Source organism: Psychromonas sp. CNPT3 (genome assembly GCF_000153405.2).
Classification (GTDB): domain Bacteria; phylum Pseudomonadota; class Gammaproteobacteria; order Enterobacterales; family Psychromonadaceae; genus Psychromonas.
Window position 1 is genome coordinate 2,551,072 of sequence record NC_020802.1, and the last position, 16,776, is coordinate 2,567,847.

Annotated in this window: 8 protein-coding genes, 1 tRNA gene and 3 rRNA genes; 1 reads left to right on the forward strand and 11 read right to left on the reverse strand. The window is 42.0% G+C overall.

Annotated features, from left to right (window positions below; translation table 11 throughout):
* Positions 1 to 43: 43 nt before the first annotated feature.
* Positions 44 to 2,038 (forward strand): transketolase, encoded by a 1,995-nt coding sequence (tkt, locus tag PCNPT3_RS11245; RefSeq protein ID WP_015465990.1) that lies wholly within the window; start codon positions 44 to 46, stop codon positions 2,036 to 2,038.
* Positions 2,039 to 2,128: 90 nt separating this feature from the next.
* On the opposite strand, the gene trmB is transcribed toward tkt, so the two are convergent.
* From trmB to mpl, 11 genes are all read right to left on the reverse strand, one after another.
* Positions 2,129 to 2,788, reverse strand: a complete 660-nt coding sequence (trmB, locus tag PCNPT3_RS11250) for a tRNA (guanine(46)-N(7))-methyltransferase TrmB (RefSeq protein ID WP_015465991.1) — start codon at positions 2,786 to 2,788, stop codon at positions 2,129 to 2,131.
* Complete coding sequence (locus PCNPT3_RS11255) at positions 2,785 to 3,558, reverse strand: ABC transporter permease (protein ID WP_015465992.1); 774 nt, start codon at positions 3,556 to 3,558, stop codon at positions 2,785 to 2,787. The genes trmB and PCNPT3_RS11255 overlap by 4 nt, the downstream gene beginning before the upstream one ends.
* Positions 3,551 to 4,471, reverse strand: coding sequence for an ABC transporter ATP-binding protein (locus PCNPT3_RS11260; RefSeq protein WP_015465993.1), 921 nt, complete (start codon positions 4,469 to 4,471; stop codon positions 3,551 to 3,553). Before PCNPT3_RS11260 ends, PCNPT3_RS11255 begins: the two co-directional genes overlap by 8 nt.
* A 14-nt stretch (positions 4,472 to 4,485) precedes the next feature.
* Entirely contained in the window at positions 4,486 to 5,013 is a 528-nt protein-coding gene (gene hpt, locus PCNPT3_RS11265) for a hypoxanthine phosphoribosyltransferase (RefSeq protein ID WP_015465994.1), read from the reverse strand.
* 2,008 nt (positions 5,014 to 7,021) lie between these two features.
* Positions 7,022 to 7,137 (reverse strand): 5S ribosomal RNA (gene rrf, locus PCNPT3_RS11270).
* A 133-nt stretch (positions 7,138 to 7,270) separates the two neighbouring features.
* A 23S ribosomal RNA gene (locus PCNPT3_RS11275) occupies positions 7,271 to 10,162 on the reverse strand.
* Positions 10,163 to 10,559: 397 nt separating this feature from the next.
* A tRNA-Glu gene (locus PCNPT3_RS11280) sits at positions 10,560 to 10,635 on the reverse strand.
* A 69-nt stretch (positions 10,636 to 10,704) separates the two neighbouring features.
* Positions 10,705 to 12,249 (reverse strand): 16S ribosomal RNA (locus PCNPT3_RS11285).
* Together the 16S, 23S and 5S rRNA genes with 1 tRNA gene alongside form the textbook arrangement of a ribosomal RNA operon.
* 592 nt (positions 12,250 to 12,841) lie before the next feature.
* Positions 12,842 to 14,143, reverse strand: coding sequence for an anaerobic C4-dicarboxylate transporter (locus tag PCNPT3_RS11290; RefSeq protein WP_015465995.1), 1,302 nt, complete (start codon positions 14,141 to 14,143; stop codon positions 12,842 to 12,844).
* Between the two features lie 539 nt (positions 14,144 to 14,682).
* Positions 14,683 to 15,285: a flavin prenyltransferase UbiX gene (locus PCNPT3_RS11295; RefSeq protein ID WP_015465996.1), complete on the reverse strand. Its 603-nt coding sequence runs from the start codon at positions 15,283 to 15,285 to the stop codon at positions 14,683 to 14,685.
* Positions 15,286 to 15,293: 8 nt separating this feature from the next.
* Positions 15,294 to 16,634: a UDP-N-acetylmuramate:L-alanyl-gamma-D-glutamyl-meso-diaminopimelate ligase gene (mpl, locus tag PCNPT3_RS11300; protein ID WP_015465997.1), complete on the reverse strand. Its 1,341-nt coding sequence runs from the start codon at positions 16,632 to 16,634 to the stop codon at positions 15,294 to 15,296.
* Between the last annotated feature and the right edge of the window lie 142 nt (positions 16,635 to 16,776).

Here is a 16,776-nt window from a genome sequence, read left to right on the forward strand (position 1 = left end):
TTATAATCCCCCAATTCAAATCACTTATTAAATGGTAATCACTATGCAACGCAATCAACTCGCTAACGCTATCCGCGCTTTAAGCATGGACGGAGTACAAAAAGCTAATTCAGGACACCCTGGCGCTCCAATGGGAATGGCAGATATCGCAGAAGTCCTTTGGCGTGGTCATCTAAACCATAATCCACAAAACCCTAAATGGGCAGACAGAGACCGTTTTATTTTATCTAACGGTCATGGCTCCATGTTGCTATATTCGCTACTTCACCTTAGTGGTTATGATCTATCTATTAACGACTTAAAAAGCTTCCGTCAATTACATTCAAAAACACCAGGTCATCCAGAATATGGCTATGCACCGGGTATTGAAACAACCACGGGTCCTCTAGGACAAGGTCTTAGTAATGCCGTTGGTATGGCATTAGCTGAAAAAACATTAGCAGCACAATTTAATAAAGAAGATCACAGCATTGTAGATCACCATACTTATGTATTTATGGGTGATGGCTGCTTAATGGAAGGCATTTCACATGAAGCTTGCTCTCTTGCTGGTACTTTAGGTCTGGGTAAACTAATTGCATTTTGGGATGACAACGGAATTTCTATCGATGGTGACGTTGATGGTTGGTTCACTGATGATACACCTAAACGCTTTGAAGCTTACGGCTGGCATGTTATTGCTAATGTCGATGGACATGATGCTAAAGCTATCAATGATGCTATTGAAGCAGGTAAAGCTGAAACAGGTAAACCTACCATTATCTGTACTAAAACAATTATTGGCTTTGGCTCACCGGCTAAACAAGGTACTCATAATTGTCACGGCGCGCCACTTGGTGCTGATGAAATTATTGCTACACGTAAAGCACTTGGTTGGGAATACGGTGCATTTGAAATTCCTGATGATATTTACGCGCAATGGGATGCAAAAAAAGCAGGCCAAGTTAAAGAAAGTAACTGGAATGATAAATTTGCAGCCTACAGCAGTGCTTACCCTGAACTAGCAGCTGAATTTACGCGCCGAGTTAAAGGTGAATTACCTGCACAGTGGGAAGAAACAACATCAGCGATTATTGCTGATCTACAAGCAAACCCTGCAGATATTGCATCAAGAAAAGCATCTCAAAATGCACTTGAAGCTTTTGGTGGTATGTTACCTGAGTTTTTAGGTGGCTCAGCAGATCTTGCACCATCAAACTTAACTATGTGGTCTGGTTCAAAAGCTATTACACGTGATGATGCATCAGGCAACTACATGCATTACGGTGTGCGCGAATTTGCAATGACAGCAATGATGAATGGTATCGCATTACACGGTGGCTTTATTGCTTATGGCGCAACGTTCTTAATGTTTATGGAATATGCACGTAATGCACTAAGAATGGCAGCCTTAATGAAGATCCAAAACATTCAGGTATATACGCATGACTCTATCGGTTTAGGTGAAGATGGACCAACGCATCAACCTGTAGAGCAAATTTCTTCATTACGCTTAACGCCAAACATGAGCACATGGCGCCCATGTGACCAAGTTGAATCAGCAGTCGCTTGGAAACTTGCAATCGAGCGTAAAGATGCACCGACAGCCCTTATTTTCTCGCGTCAAAACTTAGCACAACAAACGCGTAATACTGAGCAGGTTGCCAATATTGCAAAAGGCGGATATATCCTTAAAGAATGTATCGGCACAGCAGATTTGATTCTGATTGCAACAGGCTCTGAAGTACAACTTGCAATGCAAGCGGCTGCGCAGTTAACCCAAGAAGGCAAAAAAGTACAAGTTGTCTCTATGCCGGCTACGGATCTTTTTGATAAGCAAGATGCAGCTTACCGTGAAGCAGTGCTTCCAGCTGCAGTAACAGCGCGTGTTGCTGTTGAAGCGGGTATTGCTGACTACTGGTACAAATATGTAGGCTTAAATGGTCGCGTTGTCGGTATGACGACTTTCGGTGAATCTGCACCTGCAGACGAGCTATTCAAAATGTTTGGTTTTACAGTAGAAAATATTATTGAAAAAGCAAAAGAAGTAATGGCTTAGATTTTTTAATTAAATAAAAAGGCGCTTAGCGCCTTTTTTTATGCTTGAAATATAAATCCGTTTCTCTTTTAAAAAACCATAAAACATAACTTACTTCAAACTTGCCTTTAACTGTAATGAAGCCTGCCCACTTGCCCAATACTTACGCTCAAACGGCGTGATGGCTTGAGCCGCATGATACTCTTGTATTTCTGATGATTGCCCCGCAAGCTCTAACGCGCGCGCAAACTCTTTAATATAAGTGAACCAATTACTGCGTAATTCTAATTCTCCACCCAAAGCTAAAATAGCGGGAAAAACGGCGCTACCATGCCAACGTCTCTGTAAGTGTTTCGCTTTAGGCCATGGATTAGGATAAAGTAAATAATGGTGAGATAAATGCCAATTTGCTTCTACCGCTAAACGCCAAAAATCATTTAAGTTTACTTGTAATAACCGGTAGTTATCCGCAACTTCTAAACCATGCTTCGAAAGTCTATCTGCTGATTTATCTAAACCTAATACGATAGCTTCTGGATGTTTGAGCGCCAGATGATGGGTGCTTTCGCCGACACCACAACAAGAGTCAAATATAATGGGCTTACCTTGTTGCTCAACCCATTTTTCACACGCTTTAAATGCTTCTAATGTATGTTGCTGATAAGGCTTTTTAAAAGCATGCTGTAAATGCTTTAATACCACTTCATCTAATTGCTCATGCAAACCTTCTTGGTTAGATGTAATGATCCTTGAATTACCGAGTTCCTTCATGAGCGTATACCCACTCCTTTTTTCAACAACACACTGACAATCGTATAAAGAATGCCAATAAAAACAAAAATAATGCCAAATGATAGCGCCACATTTACATCTGCAATGCCTAAAAATCCATATCGAAATGCATTGATCATATAAAAAACAGGATTAAAATGTGAAACGACTTTCCAAAAAGGCGGTAATAAGCTGATGGAATAAAAAACACCGCCTAAATAAGTAAGTGGTGTTAATACAAAAGAAGGAATAATACTAATATCATCAAACGTTTTAGCAAATAAGGCATTTAAAAGCCCCGCCAATGAAAATAACATGGAGGTACAAAGTACACTCAAAAGTAATACCCAAATATCAAAAATATGCAGATCAACAAATAACAATGAAATACATGTGACTAATCCACCTACCATCAAACCACGGATCATGCCTCCACCAACGTATCCCCAAATAATAATATAATTAGGCACGGGGGCAACTAATAACTCTTCAATATTATTTTGAAATTTAGCACTAAAAAAGGACGAAGCAACGTTGGAATATGAATTGGTGATCACCGACATCATGATCAAACCCGGCACAATAAAGGACATATAATCAACTCCCCCCATCGAGCCTATTCGTGCGCCAATTAAATTACCAAAAATGACAAAATAAAGGCTAACCGTTATAACGGGGGGAACTAACGTTTGTAACCAAATACGTAAAAAACGATTGATCTCTTTACGCAAGATACTTTGTAATGCAATACGATAGGAGCATTTAAACATTCACTTTCTCCTTTTTCAAAAGCTCTATGAATAATTCTTCTAAACGATTCGATTTGTTTCTTAAACTATTGACGCGTATGCCTTGAGCGGTGAGCTCTTCAAAGACTTTATTCAAAGAAAGATCTTTGGATAATTCGAGCTCTAATGTGATCTCATCTAATTGGGTGATTTTAAAGCGCTCACTACTTGGCAAATATAAGGGAGGATCAACATCTAAAATAAATGTCTCACTATCTAAACGAGACAATAAAGCTTTCATACTCGTGTTTTCAACTAAATGACCATTATCAATAATACCAATATTACGGCATAGCATTTCAGCTTCTTCCAGATAATGCGTGGTCAAGATGATCGTCACGCCGTTACTATTGAGCTCTTGTAAAAACGCCCACATCGTACGCCGAACTTCAATATCAACGCCTGCGGTTGGCTCATCTAATATTAATAAACGAGGCTCATGCATTAATGCACGAGCAATCATTAAGCGTCGTTTCATCCCACCTGACAATTCACGTGCAGGTTGGTTTCTCTTGTCCCACAAACCTAATTGTTTCAAATATTTTTGCGCACGAAGCAACGCTTCTTTGCGTTTAATACCGTAGTATCCCGCTTGATTAACAAGGATCTGAATAGGTGGCTCAAATGGATTAAAATTAAACTCTTGAGGCACTAAGCCTATTTGGCTTTTAGCTAATTCAAGTTGACTATCCAAGTCATAACCAAAGACACTCACCGTCCCTGAGCTTTTATTCACAAGGGAAGCTATAATACCAATGGTCGTTGACTTGCCTGCGCCATTAGGCCCAAGTAAAGCATAAAAGTCGCCCTCTTCAACTTGTAAAGAAAGTCCTTTTAATGCTTCAACGCCTCCTTTGTATACTTTTTTTATATTGTTAAGATCAATAGCATACATACGGTTTACCTATATTAGTCGTTAAACGTAACCATTCCAATATAAGGTAGGTTACGATATAGTTGATTAAAATCCATGCCATAACCAACAACAAATTTATCTTCGATTGAAAATCCTTGCCAATCAATTTTTACATCAACTTCTCGACGAGAAGGCTTATTAAGTAATGCGCAGATAGTTACAGATTTAGGATCACGTAATAATAACATTTCTTTTATTTTTTCTAATGTATTACCCGTATCAATAATATCTTCCACAATGAGAACATCTTTATCGCGAATTTCTTCATCTAATTCTTTAAGAATTTTAACTTCACCAGCAACAGTGCTACTACCGTAACTTGAGGTTGCCATAAAATCGAGCTTAACTGGGATAGTTAACGCTCTCGCAAGATCTGATAAGAAAATAACCGAACCTCTCAATAAACCCACTAAAATAAGTGAATCACTGTCTTTATAATGTTCGTCTATTTGTAGCGCAAGTTCTTTGACTCGTTTCGCTATTTCTTCTTCAGAAATCATTGTTGCAATGGAATGGTTCATATAATACCTATTTACTTAATTAACGGGCGATTGTACCACTATTCAACAACGCTTAAATGAAAAAAAGATAAATAATAAAAACCAAAACTAACAAATCAAAATATTTAACATTCACACTTATTTAGTACTTCTTTTATAATTTTAAAATTAAGGGTTAAAATACGTATCAAAATTAATAGCGTAAAAAAGATATTGCCTCTGCCCCTTATAAAAAAAGAACTACGACACATCAATGTCCCGTTTAACATTAATAGTTCGCCACTTTAAAGAAACACCCACACCAAATAAGAGGTAATTATTAGTCAAATACACATCAACAAGGATCCCTTCTTCGATACATCGCAATATAAAAATACTATATAACTAAGCTAATAACGAAAAAAGGCTTTGAAATAGTGACGTGTTTATAAAAAAGGCACTGACGACAAACTCTCCCTACTATCACATAATATGTATCTGCCTTCTGCAGGATCTTTCTGTTCCATGTTCGAGTAGGTCATTGCCAAGCCTTTAACGAAAAAATCTGTTTTATATAGTGATGGGTTTAAAAAAAGAGGCGCTTTGGCGACGGTCAGGGTTCGCAGTGCTCACCCGCTCGTGAAAACTTGCCTGTCGGCAATACCCTCCAGGACACACAGAGCTTAGTCCGATCAAGAAAATTGCCTGCCGGAAAACTCGCCCCTAGAATCACATATTAGGAAAGCAACTTTGTTGCGCTGTTTATTTCCCATGTGAGAGTGGTCATCTAGCCAAGCTAATAACGAAAAAACGGTTTGAAAATAGTGAATGGTTTTAAAAAAGAGGCGCTTGGGCGACGGCCAGGGTTCAACGATCTCACCCGCTCGTATACTTGCCTGTCGGCAATACCCTCCAGGATTCGCAGAGCTCACCCGCTCGTAAACTTGCCTGTCGGCAAACTCGCCCCTAAAATCACATAATATGCTTCTGCCTACGCCGCGCTGTTTATTTCCCATGTGAGAGTGGTCATCTAGCCAAGCTAATAACGAAAAAACGGTTTGAAAATAGTAATAGTTTTAAAAAAGAGGCGCTTTGGCGACGGTCGGGAGTCGCAGAGCTCCTCCGCTCGTATACATCGCTGTCGCGATACTCGCCCTACTCGAGAGTAAGTCATAAATCGTAGGCAATAAAAAACCCAGTCAGAAAAAACCGACTGGGTTATTCTTGTCTTTTATAAAGAGAGGCGCTTGGCGACGGTCAGGGCTCGCAGAGCTCACCCGCTCGTATACTTGCCTGTCGGCAAACTCGCCCTACTATCACATGTTATGAAAGCAACTTCGTTGCGCTGTTTATTTCCCATGTGAGAGTGGTCATCTAGCCAAGCTAATAACGAAAAAATCCCTGTTGACATCAGTCAACAGGGATTATTCGCAATTCTTTTATTAATAGAGCGCTTGGCGACGGTCGGGAGTCGCAGAGTTCCTCCGCTCGTACACTTGCCTGCCGGCAAACTCGCCCTACTATCACACAATATGTATCTACCTTCGGTAGGCTGTTTATTTCCCATGTGAGAGTAAGTCATAAATCGCAGGCAATAAAAAACCCAGTCAGAAAAAACCGACTGGGTTATTCTTGTCTTTTATAAAAAGAGGCGCTTGGCGACGGTCGGGATTCGCAAAGCTCATCCGCTCGTATACATCGCTGTCGCGATACTCGCCCTACTATCACACAATATGCTTCTGCCTACGGCAGGCTGTTTATGTTCCATGTGAGAGTAAGTCATAAATCACAGGCAATAAAAAACCCAGTCAGAAAAAACCGACTGGGTTATTCTTGTCTTTTATAAAAAGAGGCGCTTGGCGACGGTCAGGGTTCGCAGTGCTCACCCGCTCGTACACTTGCCTGTCGGCAAACTCGCCCTACTATCACATGTTATGAAAGCAACTGCGTTGCGTTTTTTATATCCCATGTTCGAGTAGGTCATTGCCAAGCCTTTAACGAAAAAACCCCAGCCCTTCGTAGAAGGACTGGGGTTTATCGTTAATTAGGCGCTTGGCGATGACCTACTCTCACATGGGGAGACCCCACACTACCATCGGCGCAACTGCGTTTCACTTCTGAGTTCGGCATGGGATCAGGTGGTGCCACAGCGCTATTATCGCCAAGCTAAAAATCTTAATTAGAAAAGCTGGATTGTTTCTTAATCTTGCAATTTGTTTCGTAAAATATGTCTTCGCAAACGTATTTGATTGATTACAATCATCTCTTGGTTACTCAATACAATACTTTTAGGAATTGTATGGTTAAGCCTCACGGGTAATTAGTACAAGTTAGCTCAATACATTACTGTACTTACACACCTTGCCTATCAACGTTGTAGTCTCCAACGGCCCTTTAGGGAGCTTAAAGCTCCAGTGAGAACTCATCTCGAGGCTCGCTTCCCGCTTAGATGCTTTCAGCGGTTATCGATTCCGAACGTAGCTACCGGGCAATGCCATTGGCATGACAACCCGAACACCAGCGGTTCGTCCACTCCGGTCCTCTCGTACTAGGAGCTGCTCCTCTCAATTCTCAAACGCCCACGGCAGATAGGGACCGAACTGTCTCACGACGTTCTAAACCCAGCTCGCGTACCACTTTAAATGGCGAACAGCCATACCCTTGGGACCGACTTCAGCCCCAGGATGTGATGAGCCGACATCGAGGTGCCAAACACCGCCGTCGATATGAACTCTTGGGCGGTATCAGCCTGTTATCCCCGGAGTACCTTTTATCCGTTGAGCGATGGCCCTTCCATTCAGAACCACCGGATCACTATGACCTACTTTCGTACCTGCTCGACGTGTCTGTCTCGCAGTTAAGCTGGCTTATACCATTGTACTAACCTCACGATGTCCGACCGTGATTAGCCAACCTTCGTACTCCTCCGTTACTCTTTAGGAGGAGACCGCCCCAGTCAAACTACCCACCAAACAGTGTCCCAAACCCCGATTCAGGGGCCATGGTTAGAACTCAAAACATACAAGGGTGGTATTTCAAGGTTGACTCCACCAAATCTAGCGACCTGGTTTCATTGCCTCCCACCTATCCTACACATGTAGGCTCTAAGTTCACTGCTAAGCTGTAGTAAAGGTTCACGGGGTCTTTCCGTCTAGCCGCGGGTACACAGCATCTTCACTGCGATTTCAACTTCACTGAGTCTCGGGTGGAGACAGCATGGCCATCATTACGCCATTCGTGCAGGTCGGAACTTACCCGACAAGGAATTTCGCTACCTTAGGACCGTTATAGTTACGGCCGCCGTTTACTGGGGCTTCGATCAAGAGCTTCGCGCAAGCGCTAACCCCATCAATTAACCTTCCAGCACCGGGCAGGCGTCACACCCTATACGTCATCTTACGATTTAGCAGAGTGCTGTGTTTTTAATAAACAGTTGCAGCCATCTGGTATCTTCGGCCTACAACAGCTCCATCCGCAAGGGACTTCACCGTCGTAGGCGTACCTTCTCCCGAAGTTACGGTACCATTTTGCCTAGTTCCTTCACCCGAGTTCTCTCAAGCGCCTTGGTATTCTCTACCTGACCACCTGTGTCGGTTTGGGGTACGATCCTTTATTATCTGAAGCTTAGAGACTTTTCCTGGAAGCATGGCATCAATGACTTCATCACCGTAGTGACTCGACATCGTATCTCAGCGTTAGTAGAAACCCGGATTTACCTAAGTCTCCCGCCTACATACTTGAACCTGGACAACCATCGCCAGGCCCACCTAGCCTTCTCCGTCCTCCCATCGCAATAATAAAGGGTACGGGAATATTAACCCGTTTCCCATCGACTACGCCTTTCGGCCTCGCCTTAGGGGTCGACTCACCCTGCCCCGATTAACGTTGGACAGGAACCCTTGGTCTTCCGGCGGGGGGGTTTTTCACCCCCCTTATCGTTACTCATGTCAACATTCGCACTTCTGATACCTCCAGGATGGTTTACACCTTTCCCTTCGACGGCTTACAGAACGCTCCTCTACCATGCATAATAAATTATGCATCCGCAGCTTCGGTGATATGTTTAGCCCCGTTAAATCTTCCGCGCAGACCGACTCGACTAGTGAGCTATTACGCTTTCTTTAAAAGATGGCTGCTTCTAAGCCAACTTCCTAGCTGTCTAAGCCTTTCCACATCGTTTCCCACTTAACATATACTTTGGGACCTTAGCTGGCGGTCTGGGTTGTTTCCCTTTCCACGACGGACGTTAGCACCCGCCGTGTGTCTCCCATGATTGCACTTGTTGGTATTCGGAGTTTGCATAGGGTTGGTAAGTCGGGATGACCCCCTAGCCTAAACAGTGCTCTACCCCCAACAGTGATACATGAGGCGCTACCTAAATAGCTTTCGAGGAGAACCAGCTATCTCTTGGTTTGATTGGCCTTTCACCCCCAGCCACAAGTCATCCCCTAATTTTTCAACATTAGTGGGTTCGGTCCTCCAGTTGATGTTACTCAACCTTCAACCTGCTCATGGCTAGATCACCAAGTTTCGGGTCTAATCCCAGCAACTATTCGCCCAGTTAAGACTCGGTTTCCCTACGGCTCCCCTAAACGGTTAACCTTGCTACTGAAATTAAGTCGTTGACCCATTATACAAAAGGTACGCAGTCACCGAACTAAGTCGGCTCCTACTGCTTGTACGTACACGGTTTCAGGTTCTATTTCACTCCCCTCACAGGGGTTCTTTTCGCCTTTCCCTCACGGTACTGGTTCACTATCGGTCAATTAGGAGTATTTAGCCTTGGAGGATGGTCCCCCCATATTCAGTCAGGATTTCTCGTGTCCCGACCTACTCGTTTTCACTATAAAGAAGTTGTCATATACGGGACTATCACCCTGTATCGTTGCACTTTCCAGAGCATTCTACTAACTTCTAAACAGCTTAAGGGCTGTTCCAATTTCGCTCGCCGCTACTATCGGAATCTCGGTTGATTTCTTTTCCTAAGGGTACTTAGATGTTTCAGTTCCCCTCGTTCGCTTCGTTAAGCTATGTATTCACTTAACGATGACACTAAGTGCCGGGTTGCCCCATTCGGAAATTCCAGGATATAACGCTTGTTATCAACTCCCCTGGACTTATCGCAGATTACCACGTCCTTCATCGCCTCTAATTGCCTAGGCATCCACCGTGCACGCTTATTCACTTAACCATACAATACCTAAAAATACTTCTAGATCTTATATGTCGTTTCCAAGACGCTTGCGATCCTCATATTTTACTATGAAAAACACATTCGTTTTTCGTGCACCTATCAGTTATAAATAACTGAGTAGATACGTACAAACTGCACTTCACTTACGTGAATTACAGCTGTTTTTATTTTTGCTTGATTACAGTAATTAATATAAATACTAATTACTGAGAACAATTTCGTTTATATCTATCACACCAATCAAATAACCTAAGTTATTCATTGTTATTGTGCGATAAATAAGAACTTTATCAGCTTTCCTAATTGTTAAAGAGCAGTGTTAAAAAAACACTTGATAATTGTTTCAAATTAAACAGTTATCAAGTGATTCTCTGGTTTTTTAATGCCTAGATTTTGGTATCCCCAAGGGGATTTGAACCCCTGTTACCGCCGTGAAAGGGCGGTGTCCTAGGCCTCTAGACGATGGGGACCAAGAACTTTGTGCGCTTTATCATTCTAATCAAACAATCTGTGTGGACACTAAACGTGTTTCTTTCGTATAAGGAGGTGATCCAGCCCCAGGTTCCCCTAGGGCTACCTTGTTACGACTTCACCCCAGTCATGAACCACACCGTGGTCATCGCCATCCCCGAAAGGTTAAGCTAATGACTTCTGGTGCAGCCCACTCCCATGGTGTGACGGGCGGTGTGTACAAGGCCCGGGAACGTATTCACCGTGGCATTCTGATCCACGATTACTAGCGATTCCAACTTCACGGAGTCGAGTTGCAGACTCCGATCCGGACTACGACAGACTTTATGAGATTCGCATACCCTCGCAGGTTAGCAACCCTTTGTATCTGCCATTGTAGCACGTGTGTAGCCCATCCCGTAAGGGCCATGATGACTTGACGTCGTCCCCACCTTCCTCCGGTTTATCACCGGCAGTCTCCCTAAAGTTCCCGGCATAACCCGCTGGCAAGTAAGGATAAGGGTTGCGCTCGTTGCGGGACTTAACCCAACATTTCACAACACGAGCTGACGACAGCCATGCAGCACCTGTCTCAGAGTTCCCGAAGGCACTCATCTATCTCTAGGTGATTCTCTGGATGTCAAGGGATGGTAAGGTTCTTCGCGTTGCATCGAATTAAACCACATGCTCCACCGCTTGTGCGGGCCCCCGTCAATTCATTTGAGTTTTAACCTTGCGGCCGTACTCCCCAGGCGGTCTATTTAATGCGTTAGCTTTGAAACCCACGGCATATAGCCACAAACTTCTAATAGACATCGTTTACTGCGTGGACTACCGGGGTATCTAATCCCGTTTGCTCCCCACGCCTTCGCGCCTCAGTGTCAGTCTTTGTCCAGGTGGCCGCCTTCGCCACTGGTATTCCTTCAGATCTCTACGCATTTCACCGCTACACCTGAAATTCTACCACCCTCTACAAAACTCTAGTCAACCAGTTTCAAATGCAGTTCCAAGGTTGAGCCCTGGGCTTTCACATCTGACTTAATTAACCACCTACGCGCGCTTTACGCCCAGTAATTCCGATTAACGCTCGCACCCTCCGTATTACCGCGGCTGCTGGCACGGAGTTAGCCGGTGCTTCTTCTGCGAGTAACGTCACAGATAGCAGTTATTAACTACTACCCTTTCCTCCTCGCTGAAAGTGCTTTACAACCCGAAAGCCTTCTTCACACACGCGGCATGGCTGCATCAGAGTTTCCTCCATTGTGCAATATTCCCCACTGCTGCCTCCCGTAGGAGTCTGGACCGTGTCTCAGTTCCAGTGTGGCTGGTCATCCTCTAAGACCAGCTAGGGATCGTCGCCTTGGTAAGCCATTACCTTACCAACTAGCTAATCCCACTTGGGCTACTCTAAACGCGCAAGGCCCGAAGGTCCCCTGCTTTGGTCCGTAGACATTATGCGGTATTAGCAGTCGTTTCCAACTGTTGTCCCCCACGTTAAGGCATATTCCCAAGCATTACTCACCCGTCCGCCACTCGTCAGCAAAGTAGCAAGCTACTCTCTGTTACCGTTCGACTTGCATGTGTTAAGCCTGCCGCCAGCGTTCAATCTGAGCCATGATCAAACTCTTCAATTTAAAGTTTAATTTGCAATGTTGTTACCAACAATGCGACTCAATATTACTGACTAAAACTAAGTAACTAATCAACTAGTGAAAAGTACTTGTTGTTATTCTGAATTAATGAATTAATTCGTGTGTCACTGATATTGATTCTTTTTGTCCTCTTAATGAATTTGCAATGCAAAATCATCGTAAGGGCTTTTTTGAAATCATCATCTAGTGCCCACACAGATTGTTTGATTAAATTGTTAAAGAGCGTGCCTTTCGGCAGGTGCGTATAATACGTCACCAGTGAGATTTGTCAACGTTTTAATTTAAGTTAATAATCAAATCATTGTCTCACCAAACACCGCGGTAACTCGCGTTACTTGCTGTGTCTGTGGAGTCGCATTATAGAGATCTAAGTCACGTTGGCAAGCGTTTAATTACCTATTTATCAAAGTAAATTGTTTTCGTTTTCTTTTTGAACAATGCGCTTAATTTATAAGCCAAAAGCAAGTCTAAATTCACTTTAAATCTTATTTTAAAACAATTAAACAAAAAAAAGCCAATTACGTATTTAGTAACTGGCCTTTATTTAACAAATTAGAATTAAAATAAACCTAAATTAAAGAATAAGTCCTCCAAACGCAAAACCGATAGCTACCGAACTACATATTGTCACGACTCCAGGTATCACGAAGGGATGATTAAATACTAAATTACCAATTCGAGTCGAGCCAGTATCATCCATCTCCACGGCAGCAAGCAGTGTTGGGTAAGTGGGTAACACAAATAAAGCGCTCACGGCGGCAAAAGATGCGATGGCAGTTAAAGGCGCTACACCAATCGCTAAAGCTGCTGGCATTAAAGCAACGGTTGTCGCGCCTTGCGAGTAAAGTAACATAGAGGCAAAAAACAAAGTGATCGCAAGCATCCAAGGATATTGCTCTAATACGCCTGCAGATAACTCTTTAATTTCTGTAATATGAGCAGATACAAGTGTATCTCCTAACCAAGCTACGCCAAGTACACAAATACAGGCACTCATTCCTGACTTAAAGGTAGAGACATTAGATATTTTAGATGCGTCTATCTTAGTAAAAATAACAATCGCGGCAGCTGCCGTTAACATAAACACCATAATGGCATCATTACGTTTTAGCGTTGGATTTTCTATAATATGTAATGCATCTGATATAAGTGTGGCATATATGATCACCGCTACAATCGCTGCGACAAAAATAGCCGTTGCAAGTTTTGCTGTTGGTAATATTTCACGCTTAGTCACACCTTGCATCTTAACCAATCCTTTTGCTAAGCGTTCCTTATAAACAGGATCATCTTTTAATTCACAGCCGATAAAGTTAGCGGTAAAAGCGCCAATCATACAAGCTAAAAATGTAGAAGGAATACAAATAGCAAGTAACGTCAGGTAACCGACTCCTAATGGCTCAAGTAATCCAGAGAAAAAAACCAATGCGGCAGAGATAGGCGATGCTGTGATCGCAATTTGCGATGCAACGACAGAAATAGACAATGGACGAGAGGGGCGAATACCTTGCTCTTTAGCAACCTCAGCTATTACAGGTAATGTAGAAAAGGCAGTATGGCCCGTCCCTGCAAGCAATGTCATCATATAAGTAACAATAGGTGCGTAAAAAGTAATTCGTTTAGGATGTTTACGTAAGAATTTTTCCGATAAATCGACTAACCAATCCAGCCCCCCCGCAACTTGCATCGCGGCGATAGCCGTGATCACTGACATTATGATTAAAATAACATCAACGGGTACATGTCCCGCTTTTACCCCTAGAAATAAGGTAAGTACCAGCACACCAGCCCCACCAGCAAGGCCAATACCTATGCCTCCAATTCTGGCACCAAGATAAATAAATAAGAGTACGGTAAAAACTTCAACTAAAATCATGAACATCCTCAATAAAACTAATAAAAAACAATAAAATCTGCGTGGCATCGTGCCTCTGTGTATTTTACAGCACAAAGTTTCTTATTTAGCAGTAAAATGTTACCAAATAGTGGCAAAATGTTACCAAATAGTAGAAAAATGTTACTAAAATAAAATAATATTGTTCGAAGCTAACCCACGCACCTTAATTATAGCATTCACTGTATTCTAATAGTGTGTTATTGGTCAACTTATTGTCTTGTAAAAGTGAATGTTTGTTGTATGTAATAGCGATGAGATAAACGAATATGTGATAAGCGTAACGTAATAGGGGTTGTAGCTTCCTGAGCGGATCTAATTGTTAGATTATTAGATTATTAGATTATTAGATTATTAGATTATTAGATTATTAGATTATTAGATTATTAGATTATTAGATTATTAGATTATATTTCAATATACGATCATTGGGCTCCTCAATGTAATTTTAACATTTTATAAAAAGGTGCAAGTATTTGCTAAATAAGTTAGCAAATACCTGCAACTTCAATTATAGAGTCTCACTCACACCATCTTTTACTGCTATGTGCAATCTGTAGATGATCTAATAAACGCGCGACCATAAATTCATGCAACTCAGCAATAGACTGCGGACGATGATAAAAACCGGGGGCAAGTGCCATGATCGTCACACCTAACTCGGAAAGTGTTAATAAATTACGTAAATGTAAGGTAGAAAAAGGCGTTTCTCTTGGCATAATAATAAGTTGTCCACGCTCTTTCATTACAACATCGGCAGCGCGCTCAATTAATGTTTTCGATAAGCCCTGCGCGATAGATGCAAAGGTGCCACAACTACAAGGGCAAATAACCATTTTTTTCGGTGCAGAAGATCCCGATGCAACCACAGAAAACCAATCCAGACGCCCCAATACAATAATCTGCTTTGCTTTTGTGTTAAAACGTTTTTCTAAAAACGTATTTAACGTTTCAATATCTTCTGGCCATTGTTCGTCAGCTTCAGTTTTTAATACAATGCGAGCAGCATCTGATAAAAGTAAATAAACTTGGCAATTACTTTTAACTAATACGTCTAAGAGATGTAAGAAATAACCACTACCTGATGCGCCGGTTACTGCGAGCGTTACTTTTTCTAAAAACATAATTTATCCTAAAGCTTATCTAATAATTTCTGATGTAAATTTCCAAACCCACCATTACTCATGATCAATATATGATCTCCGGGGCGAGCTATCTCAGCTAATTTATCGGCTAATGTATCAATCTCAGTTGATATATCTACCTTTTTTCCTTGCTCCATAAATAGGTCTGCGATAGACCATTGCATATCAGCACTTTCATAGAAATAGATCTTATCGGCTGACGTCAGGGCATTAACAAGCGCTTCTTTTTGTATGCCTAATTTCATGGTGTTAGATCTGGGCTCTACGACTGCGATGATCCTTGCTTCCCCCACTTTTGCGCGTAACCCTAATAAGGTTGTATTTATCGCGGTAGGATGATGTGCAAAGTCATCATAAACGGTCACATGATTTACCACTCCTTTGACTTCCATACGGCGTTTGATGCTCTTAAACGACGCTAAAGCTTGGGTTGAAATTTCAGGTGTAACCCCTACATGGCGAGCTGCAGCGATTGCGCCTAATGCATTATTAATATTATGATCACCGATCAATGGCCAATCAACTCGACCCTCTATTTTAGCATTGAGCAATACATCAAATTTCGATCCATCTTCTTGTATTTTATTAATTGACCAATTTTCACCTAAATATTCAACTTCACTCCAGCACCCCATATGTTTAACTGCCATCAATGCTTCATCTTGATTAGGAAAAAAGATACGGCCACTGCTTGGCACTGTGCGGATCAAATGATGAAACTGTTTTTTTATTGCGTCTAAATTTTCAAAAATATCGGCATGATCAAATTCTAAATTATTTAAAACAAGGGTGCGTGGATGATAATGAACAAACTTCGATCGTTTATCAAAAAAGGCACAATCATATTCATCAGCTTCAATAACAAAAAAAGGTGTTTCGCCTAAGCGCGCGGATAAACCAAAATTCTCAGGAACACCACCAATTAAAAAGCCGGGTTTCATATTGGCATACTCTAAGATCCATGCCAGCATACTTGCCGTTGACGTTTTTCCATGCGTACCGGCGACGGCCAAAACCCAGCGCTCTTTTAAAACATTTTCTAATAACCACTGTGGGCCTGATATATAAGGCATCTGTTTATCTAAAATTTCCTCAACACAAGGATTTCCTCGACTCATTGCATTACCAATGATCACCATGTCAGGTTTACAATCAAGTTGACTCGGATCAAACCCTTGGATGAGCTCAATGCCCTGCTCTTCAAGTTGCGTACTCATAGGGGGGTAAACATTTTTATCTGAGCCTGTCACTTTATGACCTAACGATTTGGCAATAATAGCAATACCGCCCATAAACGTACCACAAATACCAAGAATATGAATGTGCATATAAACCTCAAAAAAATAAAATCTAAAATAATAATAGTGACACTATAAAAAAAGGCGAACATCTTTGATGTTCACCTTTTCTCTCATACAAACATTAAAATCCATACATAATGTAATGCTCACGTTCATCTAACGCAATGAA

Bases quoted from the DNA above. Each gene is read 5' to 3' on its own strand.
- PCNPT3_RS11255 (WP_015465992.1), bottom strand. From the start codon at position 3,558: ATGTTTAAATGCTCCTATCGTATTGCATTACAAAGTATCTTGCGTAAA.
- PCNPT3_RS11295 (WP_015465996.1), bottom strand. From the start codon at position 15,285: ATGTTTTTAGAAAAAGTAACGCTCGCAGTAACCGGCGCATCAGGTAGT.
- PCNPT3_RS11290 (WP_015465995.1), bottom strand. From the start codon at position 14,143: ATGATTTTAGTTGAAGTTTTTACCGTACTCTTATTTATTTATCTTGGT.
- hpt (WP_015465994.1), bottom strand. From the start codon at position 5,013: ATGAACCATTCCATTGCAACAATGATTTCTGAAGAAGAAATAGCGAAA.
- trmB (WP_015465991.1), bottom strand. From the start codon at position 2,788: ATGAAGGAACTCGGTAATTCAAGGATCATTACATCTAACCAAGAAGGT.
- PCNPT3_RS11260 (WP_015465993.1), bottom strand. From the start codon at position 4,471: ATGTATGCTATTGATCTTAACAATATAAAAAAAGTATACAAAGGAGGC.
- tkt (WP_015465990.1), top strand. From the start codon at position 44: ATGCAACGCAATCAACTCGCTAACGCTATCCGCGCTTTAAGCATGGAC.
- mpl (WP_015465997.1), bottom strand. From the start codon at position 16,634: ATGCACATTCATATTCTTGGTATTTGTGGTACGTTTATGGGCGGTATT.